Source organism: Celeribacter sp. HF31 (genome assembly GCF_011806455.1).
Lineage (GTDB): Bacteria > Pseudomonadota > Alphaproteobacteria > Rhodobacterales > Rhodobacteraceae > Celeribacter.
The window spans coordinates 222,725-241,731 of sequence record NZ_JAATOT010000007.1; the positions used below are offsets into that span (position 1 = coordinate 222,725).

At 60.4% G+C, this 19,007-nt stretch carries 20 protein-coding genes; 8 read left to right on the top strand and 12 right to left on the bottom strand.

The features are described 5' to 3' along the window. Positions 1 to 4: 4 nt before the first annotated feature. Both HCZ23_RS16070 and HCZ23_RS16075 read right to left on the bottom strand, forming a co-directional pair. Entirely contained in the window at positions 5 to 799 is a 795-nt protein-coding gene (locus HCZ23_RS16070) for a S49 family peptidase (RefSeq protein ID WP_167602756.1), read from the bottom strand. An 88-nt stretch (positions 800 to 887) separates the two neighbouring features. Beyond that, positions 888 to 1,994 carry a zinc ABC transporter substrate-binding protein gene (locus tag HCZ23_RS16075; protein WP_167602757.1) on the bottom strand — a complete coding sequence of 369 codons (1,107 nt, stop codon included), beginning with the start codon at positions 1,992 to 1,994 and terminating at the stop codon, positions 888 to 890. Between the two features lie 137 nt (positions 1,995 to 2,131). On the opposite strand from HCZ23_RS16075, the gene HCZ23_RS16080 reads away from it, so the two are divergent. Genes HCZ23_RS16080 through HCZ23_RS16090 form a run of 3 tightly spaced genes read left to right on the top strand, consistent with a single transcriptional unit; the run spans position 2,132 to position 4,181 of the window. Then, a complete protein-coding gene (locus HCZ23_RS16080) occupies positions 2,132 to 2,632 on the top strand; it encodes a Fur family transcriptional regulator (protein WP_167602758.1) in 501 nt (166 codons plus the stop codon). Beyond that, positions 2,629 to 3,381: a metal ABC transporter ATP-binding protein gene (locus HCZ23_RS16085; protein ID WP_167602759.1), complete on the top strand. Its 753-nt coding sequence runs from the start codon at positions 2,629 to 2,631 to the stop codon at positions 3,379 to 3,381. Before HCZ23_RS16080 ends, HCZ23_RS16085 begins: the two co-directional genes overlap by 4 nt. Next, positions 3,378 to 4,181, top strand: a complete 804-nt coding sequence (locus HCZ23_RS16090) for a metal ABC transporter permease (RefSeq protein ID WP_167602760.1) — start codon at positions 3,378 to 3,380, stop codon at positions 4,179 to 4,181. Before HCZ23_RS16085 ends, HCZ23_RS16090 begins: the two co-directional genes overlap by 4 nt. Here the strand turns inward: HCZ23_RS16090 and HCZ23_RS16095 are convergent. The 10 genes from HCZ23_RS16095 to HCZ23_RS16140 form a co-directional block, all read right to left on the bottom strand. Beyond that, on the bottom strand, positions 4,169 to 5,635 hold the full coding sequence (locus HCZ23_RS16095; RefSeq protein ID WP_167602761.1) for a mannitol dehydrogenase family protein: 1,467 nt from the start codon (positions 5,633 to 5,635) through the stop codon (positions 4,169 to 4,171). The genes HCZ23_RS16090 and HCZ23_RS16095 overlap by 13 nt on opposite strands. A gap of 23 nt (positions 5,636 to 5,658) precedes the next feature. Further along, complete coding sequence (locus HCZ23_RS16100; protein WP_167602762.1) at positions 5,659 to 6,444, bottom strand: L-iditol 2-dehydrogenase; 786 nt, start codon at positions 6,442 to 6,444, stop codon at positions 5,659 to 5,661. Beyond that, positions 6,441 to 7,445, bottom strand: coding sequence for an ABC transporter ATP-binding protein (locus HCZ23_RS16105; RefSeq protein ID WP_167602763.1), 1,005 nt, complete (start codon positions 7,443 to 7,445; stop codon positions 6,441 to 6,443). Before HCZ23_RS16105 ends, HCZ23_RS16100 begins: the two co-directional genes overlap by 4 nt. A 19-nt stretch (positions 7,446 to 7,464) precedes the next feature. Next, complete coding sequence (locus HCZ23_RS16110) at positions 7,465 to 8,295, bottom strand: carbohydrate ABC transporter permease (protein ID WP_167602764.1); 831 nt, start codon at positions 8,293 to 8,295, stop codon at positions 7,465 to 7,467. A gap of 12 nt (positions 8,296 to 8,307) precedes the next feature. Further along, entirely contained in the window at positions 8,308 to 9,180 is an 873-nt protein-coding gene (locus HCZ23_RS16115; RefSeq protein WP_167602765.1) for a carbohydrate ABC transporter permease, read from the bottom strand. A 70-nt stretch (positions 9,181 to 9,250) separates the two neighbouring features. Beyond that, positions 9,251 to 10,561 carry a sugar ABC transporter substrate-binding protein gene (locus HCZ23_RS16120; protein WP_167602766.1) on the bottom strand — a complete coding sequence of 437 codons (1,311 nt, stop codon included), beginning with the start codon at positions 10,559 to 10,561 and terminating at the stop codon, positions 9,251 to 9,253. A gap of 119 nt (positions 10,562 to 10,680) precedes the next feature. Next, the gene (locus tag HCZ23_RS16125; protein ID WP_167602767.1) at positions 10,681 to 11,652 is read right to left on the bottom strand and encodes a sugar-binding transcriptional regulator; all 972 of its coding nucleotides are present in this window, start codon (positions 11,650 to 11,652) and stop codon (positions 10,681 to 10,683) included. Beyond that, positions 11,649 to 12,326 (bottom strand): HAD family phosphatase, encoded by a 678-nt coding sequence (locus HCZ23_RS16130; protein WP_167602768.1) that lies wholly within the window; start codon positions 12,324 to 12,326, stop codon positions 11,649 to 11,651. Before HCZ23_RS16130 ends, HCZ23_RS16125 begins: the two co-directional genes overlap by 4 nt. A gap of 51 nt (positions 12,327 to 12,377) precedes the next feature. Beyond that, positions 12,378 to 13,211 (bottom strand): GNAT family N-acetyltransferase, encoded by an 834-nt coding sequence (locus tag HCZ23_RS16135; protein ID WP_254870341.1) that lies wholly within the window; start codon positions 13,209 to 13,211, stop codon positions 12,378 to 12,380. Beyond that, positions 13,208 to 13,894, bottom strand: coding sequence for a GntR family transcriptional regulator (locus HCZ23_RS16140; protein WP_167602769.1), 687 nt, complete (start codon positions 13,892 to 13,894; stop codon positions 13,208 to 13,210). Before HCZ23_RS16140 ends, HCZ23_RS16135 begins: the two co-directional genes overlap by 4 nt. A 250-nt stretch (positions 13,895 to 14,144) precedes the next feature. On the opposite strand from HCZ23_RS16140, the gene HCZ23_RS16145 reads away from it, so the two are divergent. The 5 genes from HCZ23_RS16145 (at position 14,145) to HCZ23_RS16165 (ending at position 18,891) form a co-directional block, all read left to right on the top strand. Then, positions 14,145 to 15,119: an ABC transporter ATP-binding protein gene (locus HCZ23_RS16145; RefSeq protein WP_167602770.1), complete on the top strand. Its 975-nt coding sequence runs from the start codon at positions 14,145 to 14,147 to the stop codon at positions 15,117 to 15,119. A gap of 31 nt (positions 15,120 to 15,150) precedes the next feature. Continuing rightward, positions 15,151 to 16,416: a PotD/PotF family extracellular solute-binding protein gene (locus HCZ23_RS16150; RefSeq protein ID WP_167602771.1), complete on the top strand. Its 1,266-nt coding sequence runs from the start codon at positions 15,151 to 15,153 to the stop codon at positions 16,414 to 16,416. A gap of 114 nt (positions 16,417 to 16,530) precedes the next feature. Beyond that, the gene (locus tag HCZ23_RS16155; protein WP_167602772.1) at positions 16,531 to 17,385 is read left to right on the top strand and encodes an ABC transporter permease; all 855 of its coding nucleotides are present in this window, start codon (positions 16,531 to 16,533) and stop codon (positions 17,383 to 17,385) included. Between the two features lies 1 nt (position 17,386). After that, positions 17,387 to 18,223, top strand: coding sequence for an ABC transporter permease (locus tag HCZ23_RS16160; RefSeq protein WP_167602773.1), 837 nt, complete (start codon positions 17,387 to 17,389; stop codon positions 18,221 to 18,223). A gap of 8 nt (positions 18,224 to 18,231) precedes the next feature. Then, entirely contained in the window at positions 18,232 to 18,891 is a 660-nt protein-coding gene (locus HCZ23_RS16165; protein ID WP_167602774.1) for an aspartate/glutamate racemase family protein, read from the top strand. The last annotated feature ends 116 nt before the right edge of the window (positions 18,892 to 19,007 follow it).

Genomic DNA, 19,007 nt, shown 5'->3' on the forward strand with positions numbered 1-19,007 from the left:
GATGTCAGAGCCCGAACCTGGCCCAAAGCGCCTGTTCTTCGACCTGCGCCGTCAGACCGGAGGCCAATTCAGTCCCGAAGCGGCGCAACAGCGGACGTTTCGGCCCGAACACCGTCAAACGCACCTTATCGCCGTAAATCTCTTTCATCTTCGGCACGAGATGCCCGATCCCGTCCGCAAGGCCCAGATCGATCCCCTTCGCCCCGGTCCAGAACGCGCCATCGAAAAGCTCGACCTCTTTCGAGAGCCGCTCTCCGCGGGACGTGGTGACGTGCTGGATAAAGGCCTCGTGGATTTCTTCCTGAAGCCCTTTGATCCGCGCCACGTCTTCGGGGTTTTCGGGTCGGAACGGGTCCATCTGGCTTTTCGATTTACCGGAAGTATAGACCCGACGTTCGATCCCATGCTTGGCGATCAGCTGATCAAAGCCAAAGCCCGCAGAGATCACGCCGATGGAGCCGACGATGGAGCTGGTATCGACGAAAATCTTGTCGGCGGCACAGGCCAGCCAATAGCCACCCGAGGCCGCGACATCCTCGACAAAGGCATAGACGGGCAGTTCTTTTTCCGCCGCCAGCCGCGAAATCCGCGCCGCGATCAAGGACGACTGCACCGGCGAGCCACCCGGCGAATTGATCGACAGCGCCACCGCCGTGGGCTTGCCCTTGCGAAAGGCGCGCTCGATGGCGGGCGCAAGGCTTTGGTCGTTCAAGCCGCCCTGACGGGTCATGATTGCGCCATTCAGGCGCACGACATTGACCCGCGGAGGGCTATGGCGAAAGGGGATGCGAAGTTTCATGCCCTTGGATGTAAAGTGCCCCCCCCGGACAAACAAGGGCGCGAGACAAAGCCCCGCGCCCTTTTTTTCACTCAATACTCAGATCACATCAGTCTTCGGCGCAGGCCGTGAAGGCGCCCGCCAATTCGTCCATGAATTCGCCATAAAACGCGGCCCCCGGTGTCAGATCGACACCCAGCGGGTCGATGACGGCGCTTTTGGCCTCGGTGCCGTCCAGCACGGTGTTCACAAGACCAGCGTTGAATTGCGGCTCGGAGAACACGCAGGTGATGCCGATCTCTTTCACCTTGTCCTGAATTTCACGAATGCGCGCGGGGCTCGGCGCCGTGGCGTCGCTGATCGAGATCGAACCAGCCGCAGACAGGCCGAAACGGTTTTCGAAATAATTGTAAGCGTCGTGGAAGACGATGAAGTTCATATCGGCGAGCGGCGCCATCTCGGCCTGAATCTCCGCGATTTTCACGTCCAGCGCCTCTTGGGCGGCGGCGGCATTTGTGCGGTAGGTCTCGGCGTTTTCCGCGTCGAGCGCGGCAAGCTCTTCGGAGATGACTCCGAGCCAGACGCGGGCGTTCATCGGGTCGAGCCAGGCGTGGCCGTCAATACCCTCGTGGGCGTGATCATGGTCGTCGTGATCGTCGTGAGCTTCCTCTGCATGATCGTCGTGGTCGTGATCATCGTGATCGTCGTGCGCGTCCTCGTCATGCGCGTCATGGTCATGATCGTCGTGATCCTCGGCCTCATGTGCGTGGTCGTCATGATCTTCGTCGCCATGGTCGTGCGCATCTTCATCATGCTCATCCTCGTCATGCACATGACGCTCAAAGGTTGCCCCTTCGCGCACCTCCAACACGGTCGCCCCCTCGACCGTTGCGAGCGGCACGGAAAGCGTCTGTTGCCCAACCTCTTCGATCACCTCTTCGAGCCAAGGCTCGATTTTCGGCCCGGTCCAGAATACGACATCCGCGTCCTGCACGGCCTTCGCCTCAGACGGGCGCATCGCATAGCCATGCGGCGAAGCGCCCTGTGCCATCAACATGGAGGGCTCACCGAGGTCGCCCATAACCTGCGCGACCAGAGAGTGAATCGGCGCCATGTCGGCCACGACATTGGGGACCTCGGCCTCAGCGGCGGTGACTTGTGCAAAATGTGCGCCCGCGAGAACAGGAACAACGAAAAGGGAGGAACGTAGGGACATTCTGGCCTCTGGATTGATGTGTTATGTTATTACGTGACAGACTTGATATATCACAGGTGATAACATATCAAGTCCTCCTGTCACGAGTCTTGCAAAAGACCCACCCCGCGCCTCGCGCCCTTACGGAGCACAGTCCCATGGACCCGAACCCGATCGGATTTCAAAAGCACGATCACAGCCATTGCGTCGCCGATGCCGTCGCCGAGGCGGATCGGACCTGTCAGAAGGCCGGGTTGCAATTGACGCCGGTGCGCAAACGCGCCTTGGAGATTTTGCTCGAAGAACACCGCGCCTTGGGCGCCTATGACGTGCTGGCGCGCTTAGCGGAAGACGGGTTTGGCAGCCAACCGCCCGTGGCCTACCGCGCGCTCGATTTTCTGACGAAAAACGGCTTTGCCCATAAGATCGAGCGGCTGAACGCCTTTATCGCCTGCGCGCATCCGGGCGACATCCACACGCCGGCCTTCCTGATCTGCACCACATGCGAGGCCGTGGCCGAGGCGGAAACCGACCCCTCGCACAGCCTGTTGAACCAGATCGCCGACACCACAGGATTCCGCATCAGCCGCGCGGTGCTGGAGGCAGAGGGCACCTGCCCCAATTGCCTCGCGAACGATCAGGCGAAAGACCCGAAATGAGCCTCGTTTCCGTCGACACGATCAGCCTGCATCTCGGCGGGCGTCAGGTGCTGGATCAGGTCTCGCTCAACATCGAGCCGGGGGAGATCGTCACCATCGTCGGACCGAACGGCTCCGGCAAATCGACGCTTTTGCGTGTCATCATCGGGGCGCTTTCGCCCAAGATCGGCAAGATCACCCGCAAAAAAGGTCTCAAGATCGGCTATGTGCCACAAAAGCTGCATATCGATCCGACCCTGCCGCTGACCGTGCGCAGGTTCCTGTCGCTGCCGAAACGCGTGAGCGATGAGGCCGCCCATGCCGCGCTTCATGATGCGGGCGCGGGGCACCTTTGCCACCATCAGATGACCTCGCTCTCGGGCGGGCAATTTCAACGCGTGCTTCTGGCCCGTGCGCTTTTGACTGATCCCGATCTTTTGATCCTCGATGAGGCGACCCAAGGCCTCGACCAACCCGGCTCCGCCGATTTTTATAGTCAGATCGAGCGACTGCGCCGTGAAAAAGGCTGCGCCGTACTCATGGTCTCGCATGAGCTCCATGTCGTGATGGCGGCCTCGGATCGGGTGATCTGTCTCAATGGTCACGTCTGTTGTCACGGCGCGCCGGAACATGTCGCCTCCGCGCCAGAATACCGCGCGCTCTTTGGCACCGGCACCCATGGCGCGCTGGCGCTTTATCGCCACGACCATGACCACGATGCTTGCGATCACGATCATTCCCATGACACAGCACATAAGGAAAGCGCATGAGCCTTTTGGATGATTTCATCGTCCGCGCGGTCTTGGCCGGGCTGGGCCTCGTTTTGGCCGCCGCCCCGCTGGGCTGTTTCGTCGTCTGGCGGCGCATGGCCTATTTCGGCGATGCCACGGCGCATGCCGCGCTTTTGGGCGTGGCTCTGGCACTGGCTTTCAACATCTCGATTTTCGTGGGCGTGTTGAGCGTCGCGCTGATCATGGCCGTGACCGTCTCTGCGCTCTCGGGCCGGGGCTTTGCCATGGACACGATCCTCGGCGTCATGGCGCATAGTTCACTGGCCTTCGGCCTCGTCGCCGTGTCTTTTGTGCCGGGCGTGCGGGTTGATCTCATGGCCTATCTCTTCGGCGACATCCTCGCCGTCGGGCGCAGCGATCTTGTGGTGATCTGGCTTGGTGCGGCTTTGGTGGTCGGGCTGTTGTATTGGCGCTGGTCGGCGCTTTTGACCGCGACGCTCAACCCCGATCTGGCCTATGCGTCCGGCATCTCGCCCAAGCGCGAACAGATGATCCTGTCGCTCGCGCTCGCTCTGGTCGTCGCCGTCGCCATCAAAGTGGTCGGCACGCTGTTGATTGCCGCGATGCTGTTGATCCCGGCCGCCAGTGCGCGCACCTTTTCGCGCACGCCCGAACGCATGGCCGCCATCGCCATGGTGATCGGCGTGCTCTCCGTCTTGGGCGGTATTCAGAGCGCCTTTACCTTTGACACGCCGACCGGCCCGACCATTGTCTGCGTCGCGGCACTTTTGTTCGTGGCCGCCAATCTGGTGCGGCTTCTGCGCGCTCAGGTCAAATAAGAGCTGAGCGTGGCCTCCACACCCTCGCGATAGATCATCGAAAGCCAGCGCGCGAAAGCCTCCGCAAACTGCGGCTCTTCCGCCAGATCGCCATAGATGTGACGCATGGAAAGCCAGACCTTCGGGTCACTTTTGGCCTTGGCCGCCAGCGCCGTCAGATTGGACCAAAACGGATCATTCGGCGCAATCTCGGTCCCATCTTCGCGTGACCCCAAACAATAGCGCGCCCAAAGCGCAGAGCTGAGCGCAAGTCCTTCCGGCGCAATCCCCCGTGCAAGACAGGCGTGGATCGACGGCACAAGAAAGCCCGGTTGCCGCGACGAGCCGTCAAAGGCCACGCGGCGCGTCGTGTCGACGATTTTCGGATTGGAGAACCGCGTTTTGATCAGCGCGACATAGGTCTCTGGCGTAAACTCGGGCACCGGCGCGACATGGGGCATGATCTCTTCGCGCTCGACTTTCTCGAACAAAGCAACGATCAAAGGATGCGTCATACAGCCGGAAATCGTCGCAACGGAAAGCAACTCTCCGACAGCCGCAATCACCTGATGCCCACCGTTGAGAATGCGAATTTTCATCGTCTCGTAAGAGTGCACATCGTCTGAAAATGTTGCCCCCGCCTTGTCCCAATCGGGACGGCCCGCGCAAAACTCATCCTCAATCACCCATTGCCGAAAATTCTCATGCGTGACGGGCACGGCATCCTTGATGCCGAAGTCTTGCACCAACTCCAACTCCTGCGGGCCTGTCGCGGGCACGATGCAATCGACCATGGCGTTGGGGAAGCTGCACTCGGCATCGATCCACTCCGCCAGATCGGGATCGGAAAGCTTAGCGAGCGACACCACCGTTTGGCGCAGCACCGCGCCATTGCCTTGCAAGTTGTCGCAAGACTGTCCCGTGAACGGCCCGACCCCGCGATCCCGGCGCAGCTTCAACGCGGCGACCATGGCGCCAAAGGCCGTGCGCGGGCGCCAGGGGTTTTCGGCGTCATGGACAATATCCGGATGCGTGGCGTCAAAGCCCTTGGTCGCCGGATCGATGTAATAGCCGCCCTCTGTGACGGTGAGCGCGACGATGCGAATGTCGGGCTGCGCCATGCGTTCGATCAGCGCGCCGTTGCCGTCTTCGACCGGGACATAGTCGATCATCGCACCGACGACCTCCGCCGAAGACCCCGCAGGGTCCAGCTCGATCAGTGTGGTCAGATAGTCCTGTGCCGCGAATTTCTGGCGCATCTGCTCATCATAGGGCCGCACCCCGGCGCCGACGATGGCCCAATCCTGCGCCAATCCCATCTGCATCAGCCGGTGCAGATACCAGGATTGATGCGCGCGGTGGAAATTGCCGAGACCGATATGAACGATGCCCGGTGTGAGCGCGCTCCGGTCATACTTCGGGCGTTTGATCGCGTCAGGCAAATCCGCGAGGGTCTTGTTGGATAGTTTAATCATGTCTCTTCCCTCTGCTCATCCGCTCAGCTCATCCACTGGCCGCCATCGACGTTATACGTCTGCGCCACGATGTAATCGGCCTCGGGCGTGGCGAGGAAAACGGCCATGCCGGTCAGATCCTCCGCCCGGCCCATGCGCCCGAAAGGCACGGCCTCGCCGACTTCTTTTTTCTTTTGGCCCAAAGGCTTGTTTTCATATTTGGCGAAGAACGCATCGACCCCTTCCCAGTGCTCGCCCTCCACCACGCCGGGCGCGATGGCGTTGACGTTGATGCCCTGCGAGATGAGGTTCAGCCCCGCCGATTGAGTCAGGCTGATGACCGCCGCTTTCGTCGCGCAATAGACCGCCACGAGAGGCTCGCCGCGCCGACCGGCTTGCGAGGCCATGTTGATGATCTTGCCCCCCTGCCCGCGCGCGATCATGTGTTGCGCGACGGCCTGCATCATGAAAAGCGTGCCGGAGACGTTGATCGCGAAAGCGCGCTCAAAGTCGTCGCGGGTGATCTCGACGAGGGGTGCTGCGGTAAAGATCGCGGCGTTGTTGATCAGGATGTCGATGCCGCCGAGACGCTCCGCCGTTTCATCAACAGCGCGATCAATGCTGGCTTGATCCGTCACATCAAGCTCGACCGCGATGGCCGCCGCGCCGATTTCGGTCGCAGCCAAACGCGCACGCGCGATGTCGATGTCGGCGATGGCCACACGCGCCCCTTCCGCGACATAGGCCTTGGCGAAGGCTAGGCCTATGCCACGCGCCGCCCCCGTGATCAACGCAGTTTTACCCGACAGTTTCCCGGCAAGCCGTGTCATGCGATCCGCAGCCCCTCGGCGTCGAAACGATGCAGATTGGCCTCATTCGGCGTCAACCAAACGGTGTCGCCATAGGACAGAGACACTTCGCCGGAGGCGCGCACGGTCAGAGGTTCGTCCCATCCATCGACCGTGACGTGAAAGAACGTGTCGGAGCCCAAATGTTCCGACACGCCGATCTCCCCCTTCCACGCGCCGCCCTCGGTCGAGATTGCGAGGTGTTCGGGGCGGATACCGATGGTGGTGGCACCATGTTTGGCCGCCTCTGCCCCGGTGATCAGGTTCATTTTCGGCGAACCGATAAAGCCCGCGACAAAGACATTGCGGGGGCGATTATAGAGTTCGAGCGGGGAGCCGACCTGTTCGATATTGCCCGCACGCAGGACGACGATCTTATCGGCCATGGTCATGGCTTCGACCTGATCGTGGGTGACGTAGATCATCGTCGTGGCGAGGCGTTTGTGCAGCTCGGAGATTTCCAGCCTCATGCCCACACGCAGCGCGGCGTCGAGGTTCGAGAGCGGCTCATCGAACAGAAACGCCGCCGGTTCACGCACAATGGCGCGTCCGATGGCGACGCGCTGACGCTGGCCCCCCGAAAGTTGCCCCGGCTTGCGGTCGAGGTAATCGGTGAGGTTCAGCGCCTTGGCGGCTCCCTCGATCCGGCGCTCCTGTTCGTCCTGCGGCAGGCCCGCCATTTTCATCGGAAAAGCGATGTTCTTGCGCACGGACATATGGGGATAGAGCGCGTAAGACTGGAACACCATCGCCAGACCGCGTTTCGCGGGCGGCAGGTTGGTGGCGTCTTCGCGGTCGATGCGGATCTGGCCGCCAGAGACATCTTCGAGCCCCGCGATTAACCGCAACAATGTGGATTTCCCGCAGCCCGACGGGCCGACGAAGACCACGAATTCGCCATCCTCGATGGTCAGATCCAGAGGCGGAATGACTTCGATGTCGCCGAAGGCCTTGCGCACTTTATCAAGTGTGATGCGTCCCATGTCGAAGGTCCTTTTCTTATTACTTCACAGCGCCGAAGGTCAGGCCCCGGACGAGTTGTTTCTGGCTGAACCAGCCCATGATCAGGATCGGCGCGATGGCCATGGTGGAGGCGGCGGAGAGCTTCGCGTAAAACAGGCCCTCGGGGCTTGAGTAGCTGGCAATAAAGGCCGTCAGGGGCGCCGCTTTCGCAGCGGTCAGGTTGAGGGTCCAAAACGCCTCATTCCACGCAAGGATGATGTTCAACAGCACCGTCGAGGCCATGCCGGGGATCGCCATCGGCGTCAGCACATGGATGATTTCAGAGCGCAAACTGGCGCCATCCATCCGCGCGGCCTCCAAAATTTCGCCAGGGATTTCCTTGAAATAGGTGTAGAGCATCCAGACGATGATCGGCAGGTTGATGAGCGTCAAAACGATGACCAGACCGATGCGGGTGTCGAGCAATCCGAGATCGCGGAACAACAGGTAGATCGGGACCAACACACCGACAGGCGGCAGCATCTTGGTCGAGAGCATCCACATCAAAACGTCTTTGGTGCGCTTGGCGGGGACGAAAGCCATCGACCATGCGGCGGGCACCGCGATGATCAGGCCCAAAAGCGTCGAGCCGCCGGAGATGATCACCGAGTTCATGAAGTGCCGGAAATAATTCGAGCGCTCCTGTACCGTGACGTAATTGTCCAGCGTCCAATGGAAATTGAACCAGACGGGCGGGTCGGCGATGGCGGCGGCCTCGGTCTTGAATGAGGTCAGTATGGTCCAGAGGATCGGGAAAAAGATCGCGATGCCGATGGCCCATGCTGCGAGCGTGGTGATGAGTTTGCGCCGGGTCGAAACGGAACGTGCCATGAGTTCGCCTCCTTACGCGTCGAGGTTCTTGCCGATCATCCGCATCAGGAAGATCGCAACGATATTGGCGAGGATGATGGCGACGACGCCACCGGCGGAGCCACCGCCCACATCGAATTGCAGCAAGGACTGCATGTAGATGAGGTAGGTGAGGTTCGTGGACGCCGTGCCCGGACCGCCATTGGTGGTCACGAGGATCTCGGCGAAAACCGACAAGAGGAAAATCGTCTGGATCAGGATCACCACGGTGATCGCGCGGGCCAGATGCGGCAGCATGATGTAGAAGAACCGCTTGATCCACGGCGCGCCGTCCATCTCTGCGGCCTCCAACTGTTCCTGGTCGAGCGACTGCAAAGCGGTCAAAAGGATCAGCGTCGCAAAGGGGAGCCATTGCCAACTGACGATGCCGATGATCGAACCAAGAGGGGCCGCAGATAGAAAATCAAAGGGCTGCAATCCCAGCGCCTTGGCGGCATGGGCAAAGAGACCGTTCACAGGATTCATGAACATGTTCTTCCACACCAGCGCCGACACGGTCGGCATGACAAAAAACGGTGCGATGACCAGAATGCGCACGATGCCCTGACCGAAAAACGGCTGATCGAGCAAAAGCGCCAAAAGGATGCCGCCGATCACGGTGACCACCAGGACACCGACAACCAGCGCGATCGTGTTCCAAAGCGCCGCGAAGAACGCCGGGTCAGTCAGGAAATAACGGTAGTTGGTCAGCCCGGTGAATTCCTCCATCCCCGGCATCAACAGGTTGTAGCGCAGGAAGGAGAAATAGAGCGTCATCGACAGCGGGATCAGCATCCAACCCAAAAGCAAAAGAACAGCGGGCGAGATCATGAGCCGCGCGCTCATGCGAGAATGTTTCGTGGCCATGTGATGTGCCTCGGCGATCAGAGGGAAAAATGCGGGCCGGAACTGGGAACCGGCCCGCGAGGAGGACGGCTTACTTGATGTATCCGGCCTTCATCATCTCACGCTCGGTGAGTTTCTGGGCGTTGTCCAAGGCCTGTTCGGCGCTCATCTGACCGGCCAGAGCCGCAGAGAATTGCTGGCCGACGGCGGTGCCAATGCCCTGAAATTCCGGGATCGCAACGAATTGCACGCCCACGTAAGGCACCTCATCCACGGTCGGGTTCTTGGGGTCCGCAGACAGGATGGACTCGAGCGTCATCTTCGCGAAAGGCACGGACTGATACTCCGGGTTCTCGTAGAGCGACTGACGCGTACCCGGCGGCACATTCGCCCAACCTTCTTTCGAGGCGACGAGCGCGGTGTAGTCTTTCGACGTCGCCCATTCGACAAAGGCTTTTGCCGCGTCGACTTTCTGCGTGCCCGCCGGAATGCCGAGGTTCCATGCCCAAAGCCAGTTGCCACGCGGGCCAAGCCCGTTGTCCGGCGCCTGCGCAAACCCGACGCTGTCGGCCACTTGGCTGTCGTTCGGGTTGGTCACGAAAGAGGCCGCGACGGTGGCGTCGATCCACATGCCGCATTTGCCGGTCTGGAACAGCGCGAGGTTCTCATTGAACCCGTTGCCCGACGCGCCCGGCGGACCGTAATTGTTCATCAGCTCAAGATAGTCGTTCAGCGTATTGGCCCAGGCCTCAGAGTCGAACTGCGGCTTCCAATCCATGTCGAACCATTTCGCACCGTAGGAATTGGCCATCGCCGAGAGGAACGCCATGTTCTCGCCCCAGCCCGCCTTGCCGCGCAGGCAGATGCCGTAGACCTCGTTGTCCTTGTCGGTCATCGCGGCGGCGGCTTCTTTGATGAAGGTCCAGGTGGGCGCGTCGGGCATCTCAAGCCCGGCCTTTTCCATCAGGTCGGTGCGATACATCACCATCGAGCTTTCGCCATAGAACGGGGCCGCGTAAAGCTCGCCATCGACGGTCAGTCCCTCGCGGATCGCGGGCAAGAGATCGTCAACGTCATAGCTCTCCGGCAGATCGTTGAGCGACACAAGCCAACCACGCTCGCCCCAGATCGGCACCTCGTAGGTCCCGATGGTCATGACGTCGAATTGACCGCCCTTGGTGGCCACGTCCTGCGTCACCCGTTGGCGCAGCACGTTTTCCTCCAACGTGACCCACTCCACCTCGATGTCGGGATGTTTGGCGTAAAAATCATCCATCAGACCCTGCATGCGGATCATGTCGCCGTTGTTCACGGTTGCGACGGTGATGGTCTCGGAAGTGGCCCCTGTCGCCAAAGCAGCAAGAGCGCACGCCCCCATGAGGGCGCGGAAAGTCGTGTTCATGATATCCTCCCATTAGATTTGAGCATTTGCCCATATCATGAACTAATGCTCACCTATGCGTGCAATTCTGTCAAGACGCTTTCCCAAAACGCCCATGACTTCATCTCTCGCGGGAAATTCTATTGTAAAATCAAATCCCTGGCGGTGCGCTCATCGGTAAAAACACCGGACAGAAGGCCCCCACCCAGCGCCGCCCGCAACGCAGGAAGCTTTGAATCGCCCGCAGCAACGCAATACACCGGCATCTTCTGCACCGGCACTTGCACCCCGACCATGCGGTGATTCACCGGGTGATCGAGGTAGCGACCAGCGCCGTCGAAAATATGGCCGCAAATCTCGCCAACACCCCCTGCGGCCCGCAAATCGGTGAGCTCCTCGGCGGTCAGGAAGCCATCGACATAGAGCGGCGCGTCATCGCCCATCTGTCCGATGCCCACGATGGCGAGATCGGCAGATTTCGCCAAGGCGCGCGAGGCTTTCACATGCGGCAGAGACCGATAGAGCACCAATTCCGCATCGTCACGCGCCGAGACCGGGGCGGACATTGGGTAATGCTTGGCGCGGGTCTTTTCCGCAAACCGCATTATAACTTCGTAAAACGACGCGGACCCATCTGGCGCGACATTGCCAATGAGCGACACCAGCTTGTGGTGCGCGCCATCGACGATGCGCAGATGTTCGACCACGGTCTTGAGCGTCCGCCCGGTGCCCAGCGCAAAGGTCTTGGGCTGCGTCTCCTCGAAGAACCGTTCCAACACCGGCGCGACAAAAGGCGCCAGCCCGATCAGCGGATCGGCCCCCGCCCCGATCCCCGGCGAGACCCAGGCTGCCTCCAACCCGAACCGGGCTTTGAGATCACGTTCCAGCTCAAGACAGCGCGCAATCGGATGATCGATCCGCACCCGGATCAACCCTTCGGCAGAGGCGCGTGCGACGAGCCGCTGCGCGCGCTGGCGGGAAATGCCCAACTCCTGCGCGATCTGATCCTGCGTCATGCCGCCGACAAAGGACAACCACGCCGCCCGCGCCGCCAAATCGCGCGGAGAGACATCGCTGTCCTCGGCAAAGCCTTGCACATTTCCTTTGGTCATGACCCTGACGCTCCCCCGCAAAGTTGCGGTGCAGCATGAAAGAAATCCGCGAATGATGCAAATACGCGATGCGGCTCAACGCCATCTTCATGCGTCAGATCGAGGCCACGAAGGTGACTTCCGCCGGTGAACCGCCAAACGGTCATGCCCGCCGCCAATCCCGCCTGAACCCCCGCAAGCGAGTCCTCAATGACGAGGCAACGGCTTGGGGATACACGGTTTTTCTCCGCGACCAAAAGGAAAAGATCGGGGGCGGGTTTGCCGTGCGAGACCTCAGAGGCCGTGGTGCACCGGCCCTCGAAGAGATCGCTAAAGCCGACGATGCGCAACGAATCCGCCAGACGCGGCGGGCTTGAACTTGTGGCCAGGGTATAGGGCACGGAGAGCTGTGTGATCGCCTCACGCACGCCTTGGACGGGGCGCAACTCTTGTTGAAAGGCGGCAATGAGACGCGCACGGTAAGCGTCTTCGAAGCCATCTGGCAAGGTGAGGCCGAACGCCTCGCGGATCTGTTGCATCACGACCGGATAGCTGCGCCCAAGGAAATGCCGCGCCACATAGGCGGTGTCGATCTCGACCCCAAAGCCTGCCAATTCGTCGATCAGCATGCGGGCGGAAATCACCTCGCTGTCGATCAGAACGCCGTCGCAATCAAAGATCACCAGATCGAACATCGCCCCTCCCTCACGCTGGGTGCCCAGCGCCTTATGACAGAGCGACACCCCTCAGCCAAGCTCAAGCGTCGCCACGCCAAAGAGCGTTTCGGGATGGCCCGGCTGTGGCGGCGTGCCGCGGTACATGCGGGCGGTCTCGAAGGTGGCCTGCCAACCGAGCGACACGAGGCGATTGCAAAATTCACCCTGCACGCCCGGCACGTCCAGAATGGCCCGGGTCTGGCCCAGCGCCCGTGCAGCAGCGGACATCAGCGCCAGAGCCGCCTCGGCATCGGGGGCAATCAGCGGTCCGATCTTGCAGCCGTCGCGACAGAGCCGCGCGGTGGCAAAACCGACCGGACCGTCAGGCCCGTCCAACACCACGGTGCGGCGGGTCTCTGTGTCGAAAAGCCATGAGGACAGGAACCGAGGACGCAGGAAACCATTGGCCAAGAGATCGAGCTGACCGAGATCGGCGGCCTCACGCGGACCAAGCACCCGCAGACCCTCGCAGGTCACATCCGGCACAGGGCCTTCGAAGCGAAGGGTCGCGCCGGTTTTCTCAAATCCGGATTTGGCATAATTCGCCTGCTGCTCTGCCACACCATCGAGACCGACAGTGCGCGTGCCTGCGTGCTCAAGCGCGTGGCTCCAAAGCTTGAGGCCAATGCCCCGTCCGCGATATTTCGGCTTGCAGATGTACAGCCCCAGAAAGGCAAAGCCCGGCGAATGGTTCACAACCGAAATCGCCGCCGCCAGACCGCTTTTCTTTTCCGCGACAAAAAAGCCCTCCTGATCGGCGCGCGCGAAAACTTCGGCATCCTCAAGCCCCGGGTTCCAGCCCTCTTCGGCCGCCCAGTCGAGCATGGTCGCAACCTCTGCGGAGCTGGCGCTGCGCAGGATCAATTGAGCGCCTCTTTCAGAGATTTCGGCACCGACGGCTGATCGCGCAGATCGAGCGAAGTCAGAAGGTCCAAGAGGTGATGATGCATCAACTCCTCCGCCGCCGCGCCATCGTGACGGGCCAGAGCCTTGATCAACGCATCATGGGCGTGGCTCTCGCACAGGGCGGTGCGCCGTTGCCAATAGAGCGCGATGATCAGCGACGAGCGCGAGACGAGCTGGGCGATGAATTCGGCGACGGTGGATTGGTCGGCGATGCGGGCGATCTCGACATGGAACATGCCGGAGAGGTGCAACGCACGGCCCGTGTCGCCGGCGTGCAGCGCGGCATGTTCTTCGTCGATATGTTTTTGCAGGATCTTGATGTCTTCGGGCGTCGCGCGTTCGGCGGCGGATTTTGCGGTGCGAGGCTCCAACAGAGACCGCGCCTCGAAAACCTCGCGCGCCTCTTTGACGGAGGGCTGCGCGACGAAGGCACCGCGATTGCGCTTCAGCTCGACCAGACGGTCATGGGCCAGTTCCTGGAGCGCGGCGCGCACGACGGTGCGGCTTACGCCATAAATCTCTCCGACCTCGTCCTCGCTCAGCTTCATACCCGGCGACAGGCGATGTTCGTGGATGGCTATGGCAAGGCTCTCTGCGACCCTCGCGCTCCCGCTTTCCCTCTGATCTGCCTGACCCTGCATCTTTTTATCCTTCGCACTCGACCGTTGTCCTAGTTTCCGCCCTCGCGTCCGATTCTCAAGTCTGGAAGGGAAATAATATTGTTTACGATTTTGTATACAATTTTAGCGCATAATTAATGCACTCTTATGTACGAGGCGCACAAACAGCAGGCAAAATATGCCCAGCCGCGCCGCAACTGCGAAAAAAACTTCGGCTCAGGCAAAAACCGGACAAGCGTAATCCCATCGAAACGCAAGCAGCAGGTGAGATATGCGCTCTGGTAAAGACCTGGAACTCGTGACACTGACCAAGCGCTATGGCGACACCACCGCCGTGGATGCAATCAATTACGTCTTTGAGAACGGCACCTATGTGTGCCTTTTGGGCCCGTCGGGCTGCGGCAAATCCACAACGCTCCGGATGATCGCCGGGCATGAAAGCGTCACCGACGGCTCGATCCTTTTGGACGGGTTCGACATTTCGCGCTTGCCGCCCGCCAAGCGCGGCACGGCGATGATGTTTCAAAGCTACGCGCTCTTCCCGCACCTTAACGTGCGCGACAACGTGGCGTTTTCTTTGCGCATGAAGGGGGTCGACAAGGCGGAGCGCCATAAAGCCGCCGGCGAGATGCTTGAGCTGGTGCATATGACCGATTTCGCGGATCGGCTTCCGGCGCAACTCTCAGGCGGTCAACAACAGCGTGTCGCCCTGGCCCGCGCTCTGGTGACCAAGCCCCGCGTCTTGTTGCTCGATGAACCGCTCTCTGCGCTCGATCCGTTTTTGCGGATCAAGGTGCGTGCCGAGTTGAAACGCATTCAGCGCGAGTTGGGCATCACCTTCCTGCACGTGACCCATGGTCAGGACGAAGCCCTCGCGCTCGCCGATGAGATCGTGGTGATGAACAATTCCGTCATCGAACAGGCCGGTCCCGCCCGCGAGGTGTGGAACACGCCGAAAACCGAATTCGTTGCGCGCTTTATGGGCGGTCACAATGTGATCTCTCTGGATGGCGCCAAAGTCGCGCTGCGCGCCGATGAGGTGCTTCTGGGCGACACGGGTCTGCCCGCCACCGTCACCTCGGTCGAATATCAGGGCGCCCATGTGGCGATGACTTCGATGACGGACGCGGGCGAAGAGGTTCTGGCCCTCGTGCCCGAAAGCACCTTCTTTTCCAATCCAAAGAACCCGGGCGATGCGGTGAGCCTCGCTTGGGACGAGGGGCGGCTGCACCGCCTCCAAGCCTGATAAAAACCACTCCAACAAGGGATGAACTCACATGTCTAAAATGCGTTACTCGCGGCGTGCCGTGCTCAAAGGCGGTGCCGCTGCCGTTGCCGCCTCGACCCTTCCGGCGCCGATGGTCTGGGCCCAGGAAATCAAGGACATCACGCTGCGCCAATTCGGCACCGGCGTGTCGAACCTCAACGATGTGGCCAACAAGGTGAAAGAAGACCTGGGCTTCACGCTTGAGATGACCGCTCTGGATTCCGATAGCGTGACCCAGCGCGCCGCGACCCAGCCCGACAGCTTTGACATCGCCGACATCGAATACTGGATCTGTAAGAAAGTCTGGCCGACCGGCAACCTTCAGGCCATGGACACCTCGAAAATCGCCAATTACGACAAGATCGTCGGCATTTTCCGTGACGGCAAACTGACGCCGGAGTCCACGATCGCACAGGGCACCGCGCCGCACACCGTGGGCTTTGTCGACGGCCCGGGCGGCACCTCCTTCGCCGATGAAGAGACCGGCTGGATGACCCTCATCCCGACGATCTATAACGCCGACACGCTGGGCATCCGCCCCGACCTCATCGGTCGCCCGATCAACACCTGGGCCGAGCTTCTGAACCCGGAATTCAAGGGCAAAGCCTCGATCCTCGACATTTCCTCGATCGGTATCATGGATATGGCGATGGTCTGCGAGGCCATGGGCGAGATCCAATATGGCGACAAGGGCAACATGACCCGCGAAGAGATCGACAAGACCATGGCGATCTTCACCGAAGCCAAGAAAAACGGCCAGTTCCGCGCGTTCTGGAAGACTTTCGATGAATCCGTGAACCTGATGGCCTCGGGCGAAGTCGTGATCCAATCCATGTGGTCTCCGGCGATCACCGCGGTGAAATCGCGCGGCATCGAGTGCGTCTACCAGCCGTTGAAAGAGGGCTATCGGAGCTGGGGCGGCGGCATCGGCCTGTCGTCTTCGCTCTCCGGCATGGAGCTTGACGCGGCCTACGAATACATCAACTGGTATCTCTCCGGTTGGGTCGGCGGCTATCTGATGCGTCAGGGCTACTACTCCGCCGTGCCGGAAACCTCGAAGAACTTCATGACCGAGAACGAGTGGGGCTACTGGTTTGAGGGCAAGCCCGCGACCGACGTCATCACCTCGCCGACCGGCGACATTCTGGCGCAAGCCGGCGACACGCGCGATGGCGGGTCGTTCTACGACCGCATGGGGTCCGTGGCCTGCTGGAACGCCGTCATGGACGAGAACCAATATATGGTTCGCAAATGGAACGAGTTCATCGCGTCCTGATCAGCGTCATGACCAAAGAGGGGGCGCTGCCCCCTCCACCGTGCAGGCGTCCCGTCTGCACGTTTCCTCCCCCAGGGATATTTTTAAAACGCTTTAGACAGAAGAAGGCGCACGATGCTCAAGAACCGTCACATCCAGGGCTGGCTTCAGGCCTCGCCTTTGACCCTGATCCTGATCGGGTTCCTGATCCTGCCGATCATCACCATCGTGGTGGTGAGTTTCTGGCAGGCCACCGAGTTTTCGATCATCCCGGCGTTTACGCTTGAGAATTACGAATTCCTCTTCGGCTCTCCGGTGACCTACAAAGTCTTTTTCGCGACCTTCAAATATGCCGTGATCACATGGGCGCTGACCCTCGCCATCGGCTTTACGGTCGCCTATTATCTGGCCTTTCATATCCAGAACCAGACGACGCAGATCGCGCTTTTCCTGCTGTGCACCATCCCGTTCTGGACCTCGAACATCATCCGGATGATTTCCTGGATTCCCTTCCTCGGACGCAACGGCATCGCGAACTCCATGCTGCAAAGCTGGGGCGTCATAGATCAGCCGCTTGAATGGCTCTTGTATTCCGATTTCTCCGTGATCCTCGCCTTCGTGCATCTCTACACGCTCTTCATGGTCGTGCCGATTTTCAACACCATGACGCGGATTGATCATAGCCTGATCGAAGCCGCCCGCGACAATGGCGCCAGCGGATTTCAGACCCTAACCCACGTGATTTTGCCCCTCACAAAGCCCGGCATCATGATCGGCACCATCTTTGTGCTGACCCTCGTGATGGGCGATTTCATCACCGTGCGCTTCATGTCCGGGTCGCAAAAGGCCAACGTCGGGCGGTTAATCTCGAACGACATTTCCCTGCTGCAATACCCGTCTGCCGCCGCCACCGCCGTGATCCTTTTGATCACCGTCCTGATCGTGATCGGCATCCTGTTGCGCTTTGTCGACATCCGAAAGGAGCTCTGACATGGAAAAGAAATCCAAATCCTTCTACGTGCTGACCGCCTTCTTCGGGCTGTTCATCCTGTTCCTTTACGGCCCCACGCTGACCATCGGCATTCTCTCGTTCCAAGGCCCCGGCGGCGGGCTTACGTTTCCGATGCAGGGCACCTCGCTCAACTGGTTCCGTGAGCTGTTCCAGGAACAGGCCGTGGGCGACATCTGGGGCAGTTTCCGCCGCTCCTTCGCGCTTGGCCTCATGGTCATGGTGACGACCGTTGTGGTCTCAGTCATGGGTGGTTTCGCCTTCCGCAAACGCTTCGCGGGCTCCGGGATTCTGTTCTACCTGATCATCGCCTCGCTGGTGATCCCCTCGATCCTGATCTCTCTGGGGGTCGGCTTGATCTTCAACCAATTCGGCTTGAAAATTCACTGGGCCACCTCGGGCTTTGGCTCGCAGCTCACCTGGACCCTGCCCTTCGGCCTGTTGATCATGTTCGCCGTCTTCAACCGCTTCGACAAATCCTTCGAAGAAGCCGCCCGTGACCAAGGCGCCTCCCCTTGGCAAACCGTGCGTTATGTGGTCTTGCCGATCATCGCGCCCTCGCTCATCGGGGTTGGCCTCTTTGGCTTTACGCTGTCCTATGACGAATTCGCGCGAACCCTGTTGACCGCAGGCTCTTACAACACGCTGCCGCTGGAGATTTTCGGCATGACGACCAATGTGACCACGCCGGTGATCTATGCTTTGGGCACGATGACCACGCTGTTCTCCCTGATCATCATCGGGGCATTCCTGTTAACCGTCTGGATCTTGGGCAAACGCCGCGCCCGGTTCGGATCCGATGCGGGCAAAGGTGTCTGAGGCAAACCGTGAAAATTCTCTTTCTCAACCCCAACTCGTCAAGCCATATGACCGAGAGCGTCGTGGCGACAGCACGCGCGATTTTGCCCGAAGCAGACATCCTCGGCTGGACCAACCATGACGGCCCGCCCGCCATTCAAGGCCCCGAAGACGGTGCGGCGGCTCTGGCCGGTCAGATGGCTCTCTTGCCGAAAGCCCGCGCCGAAGGAGTCGATGTCATCGTCATCGCCTGTTTTGACGACACGGGCCTGAGTGAGATGCGCGCCGCGGCGCATTGCCCGGTGATCGGCATCGGCCAAGCCGCCTATCATATGGCGCTTTTGATGGGGCAAAACTTTGGCGTGGTGACCACGCTCGACGTCTCCCTGCCCGTGATTGAGGCCAACATCCAAACCCAAGGTTTCAGCACCCAATGTCTGGGCGTCAAAGCCAGCGGCATTCCGGTGCTCGACGTCGAAGAGGGCCGCCCCGAGGTGCTGGACCGCTTGGCCGAGAACATCCGGAGCATGGGCGATGCGGGCGCCTCGGCGATCATCCTCGGCTGTGCGGGCATGTCGGCGCATCACGCGGTGCTGTCCGAGCAAACCGGGCTGATGCTGATCGACGGGGTGCGGGCGGCCACCGCACTGGCGCATGCCATGGGGCGGATGCAGCAACACGCGGGCTAAGCGTTTAAAGCGTTTTTCTTTTTATCTGAGCCAGAGAAAAAGAAAAACGCAGTGCAACATATAAACGTTGTGAGCGCTTCACACAAAATCTGTGATTCAGATTTAATGCGAAACGC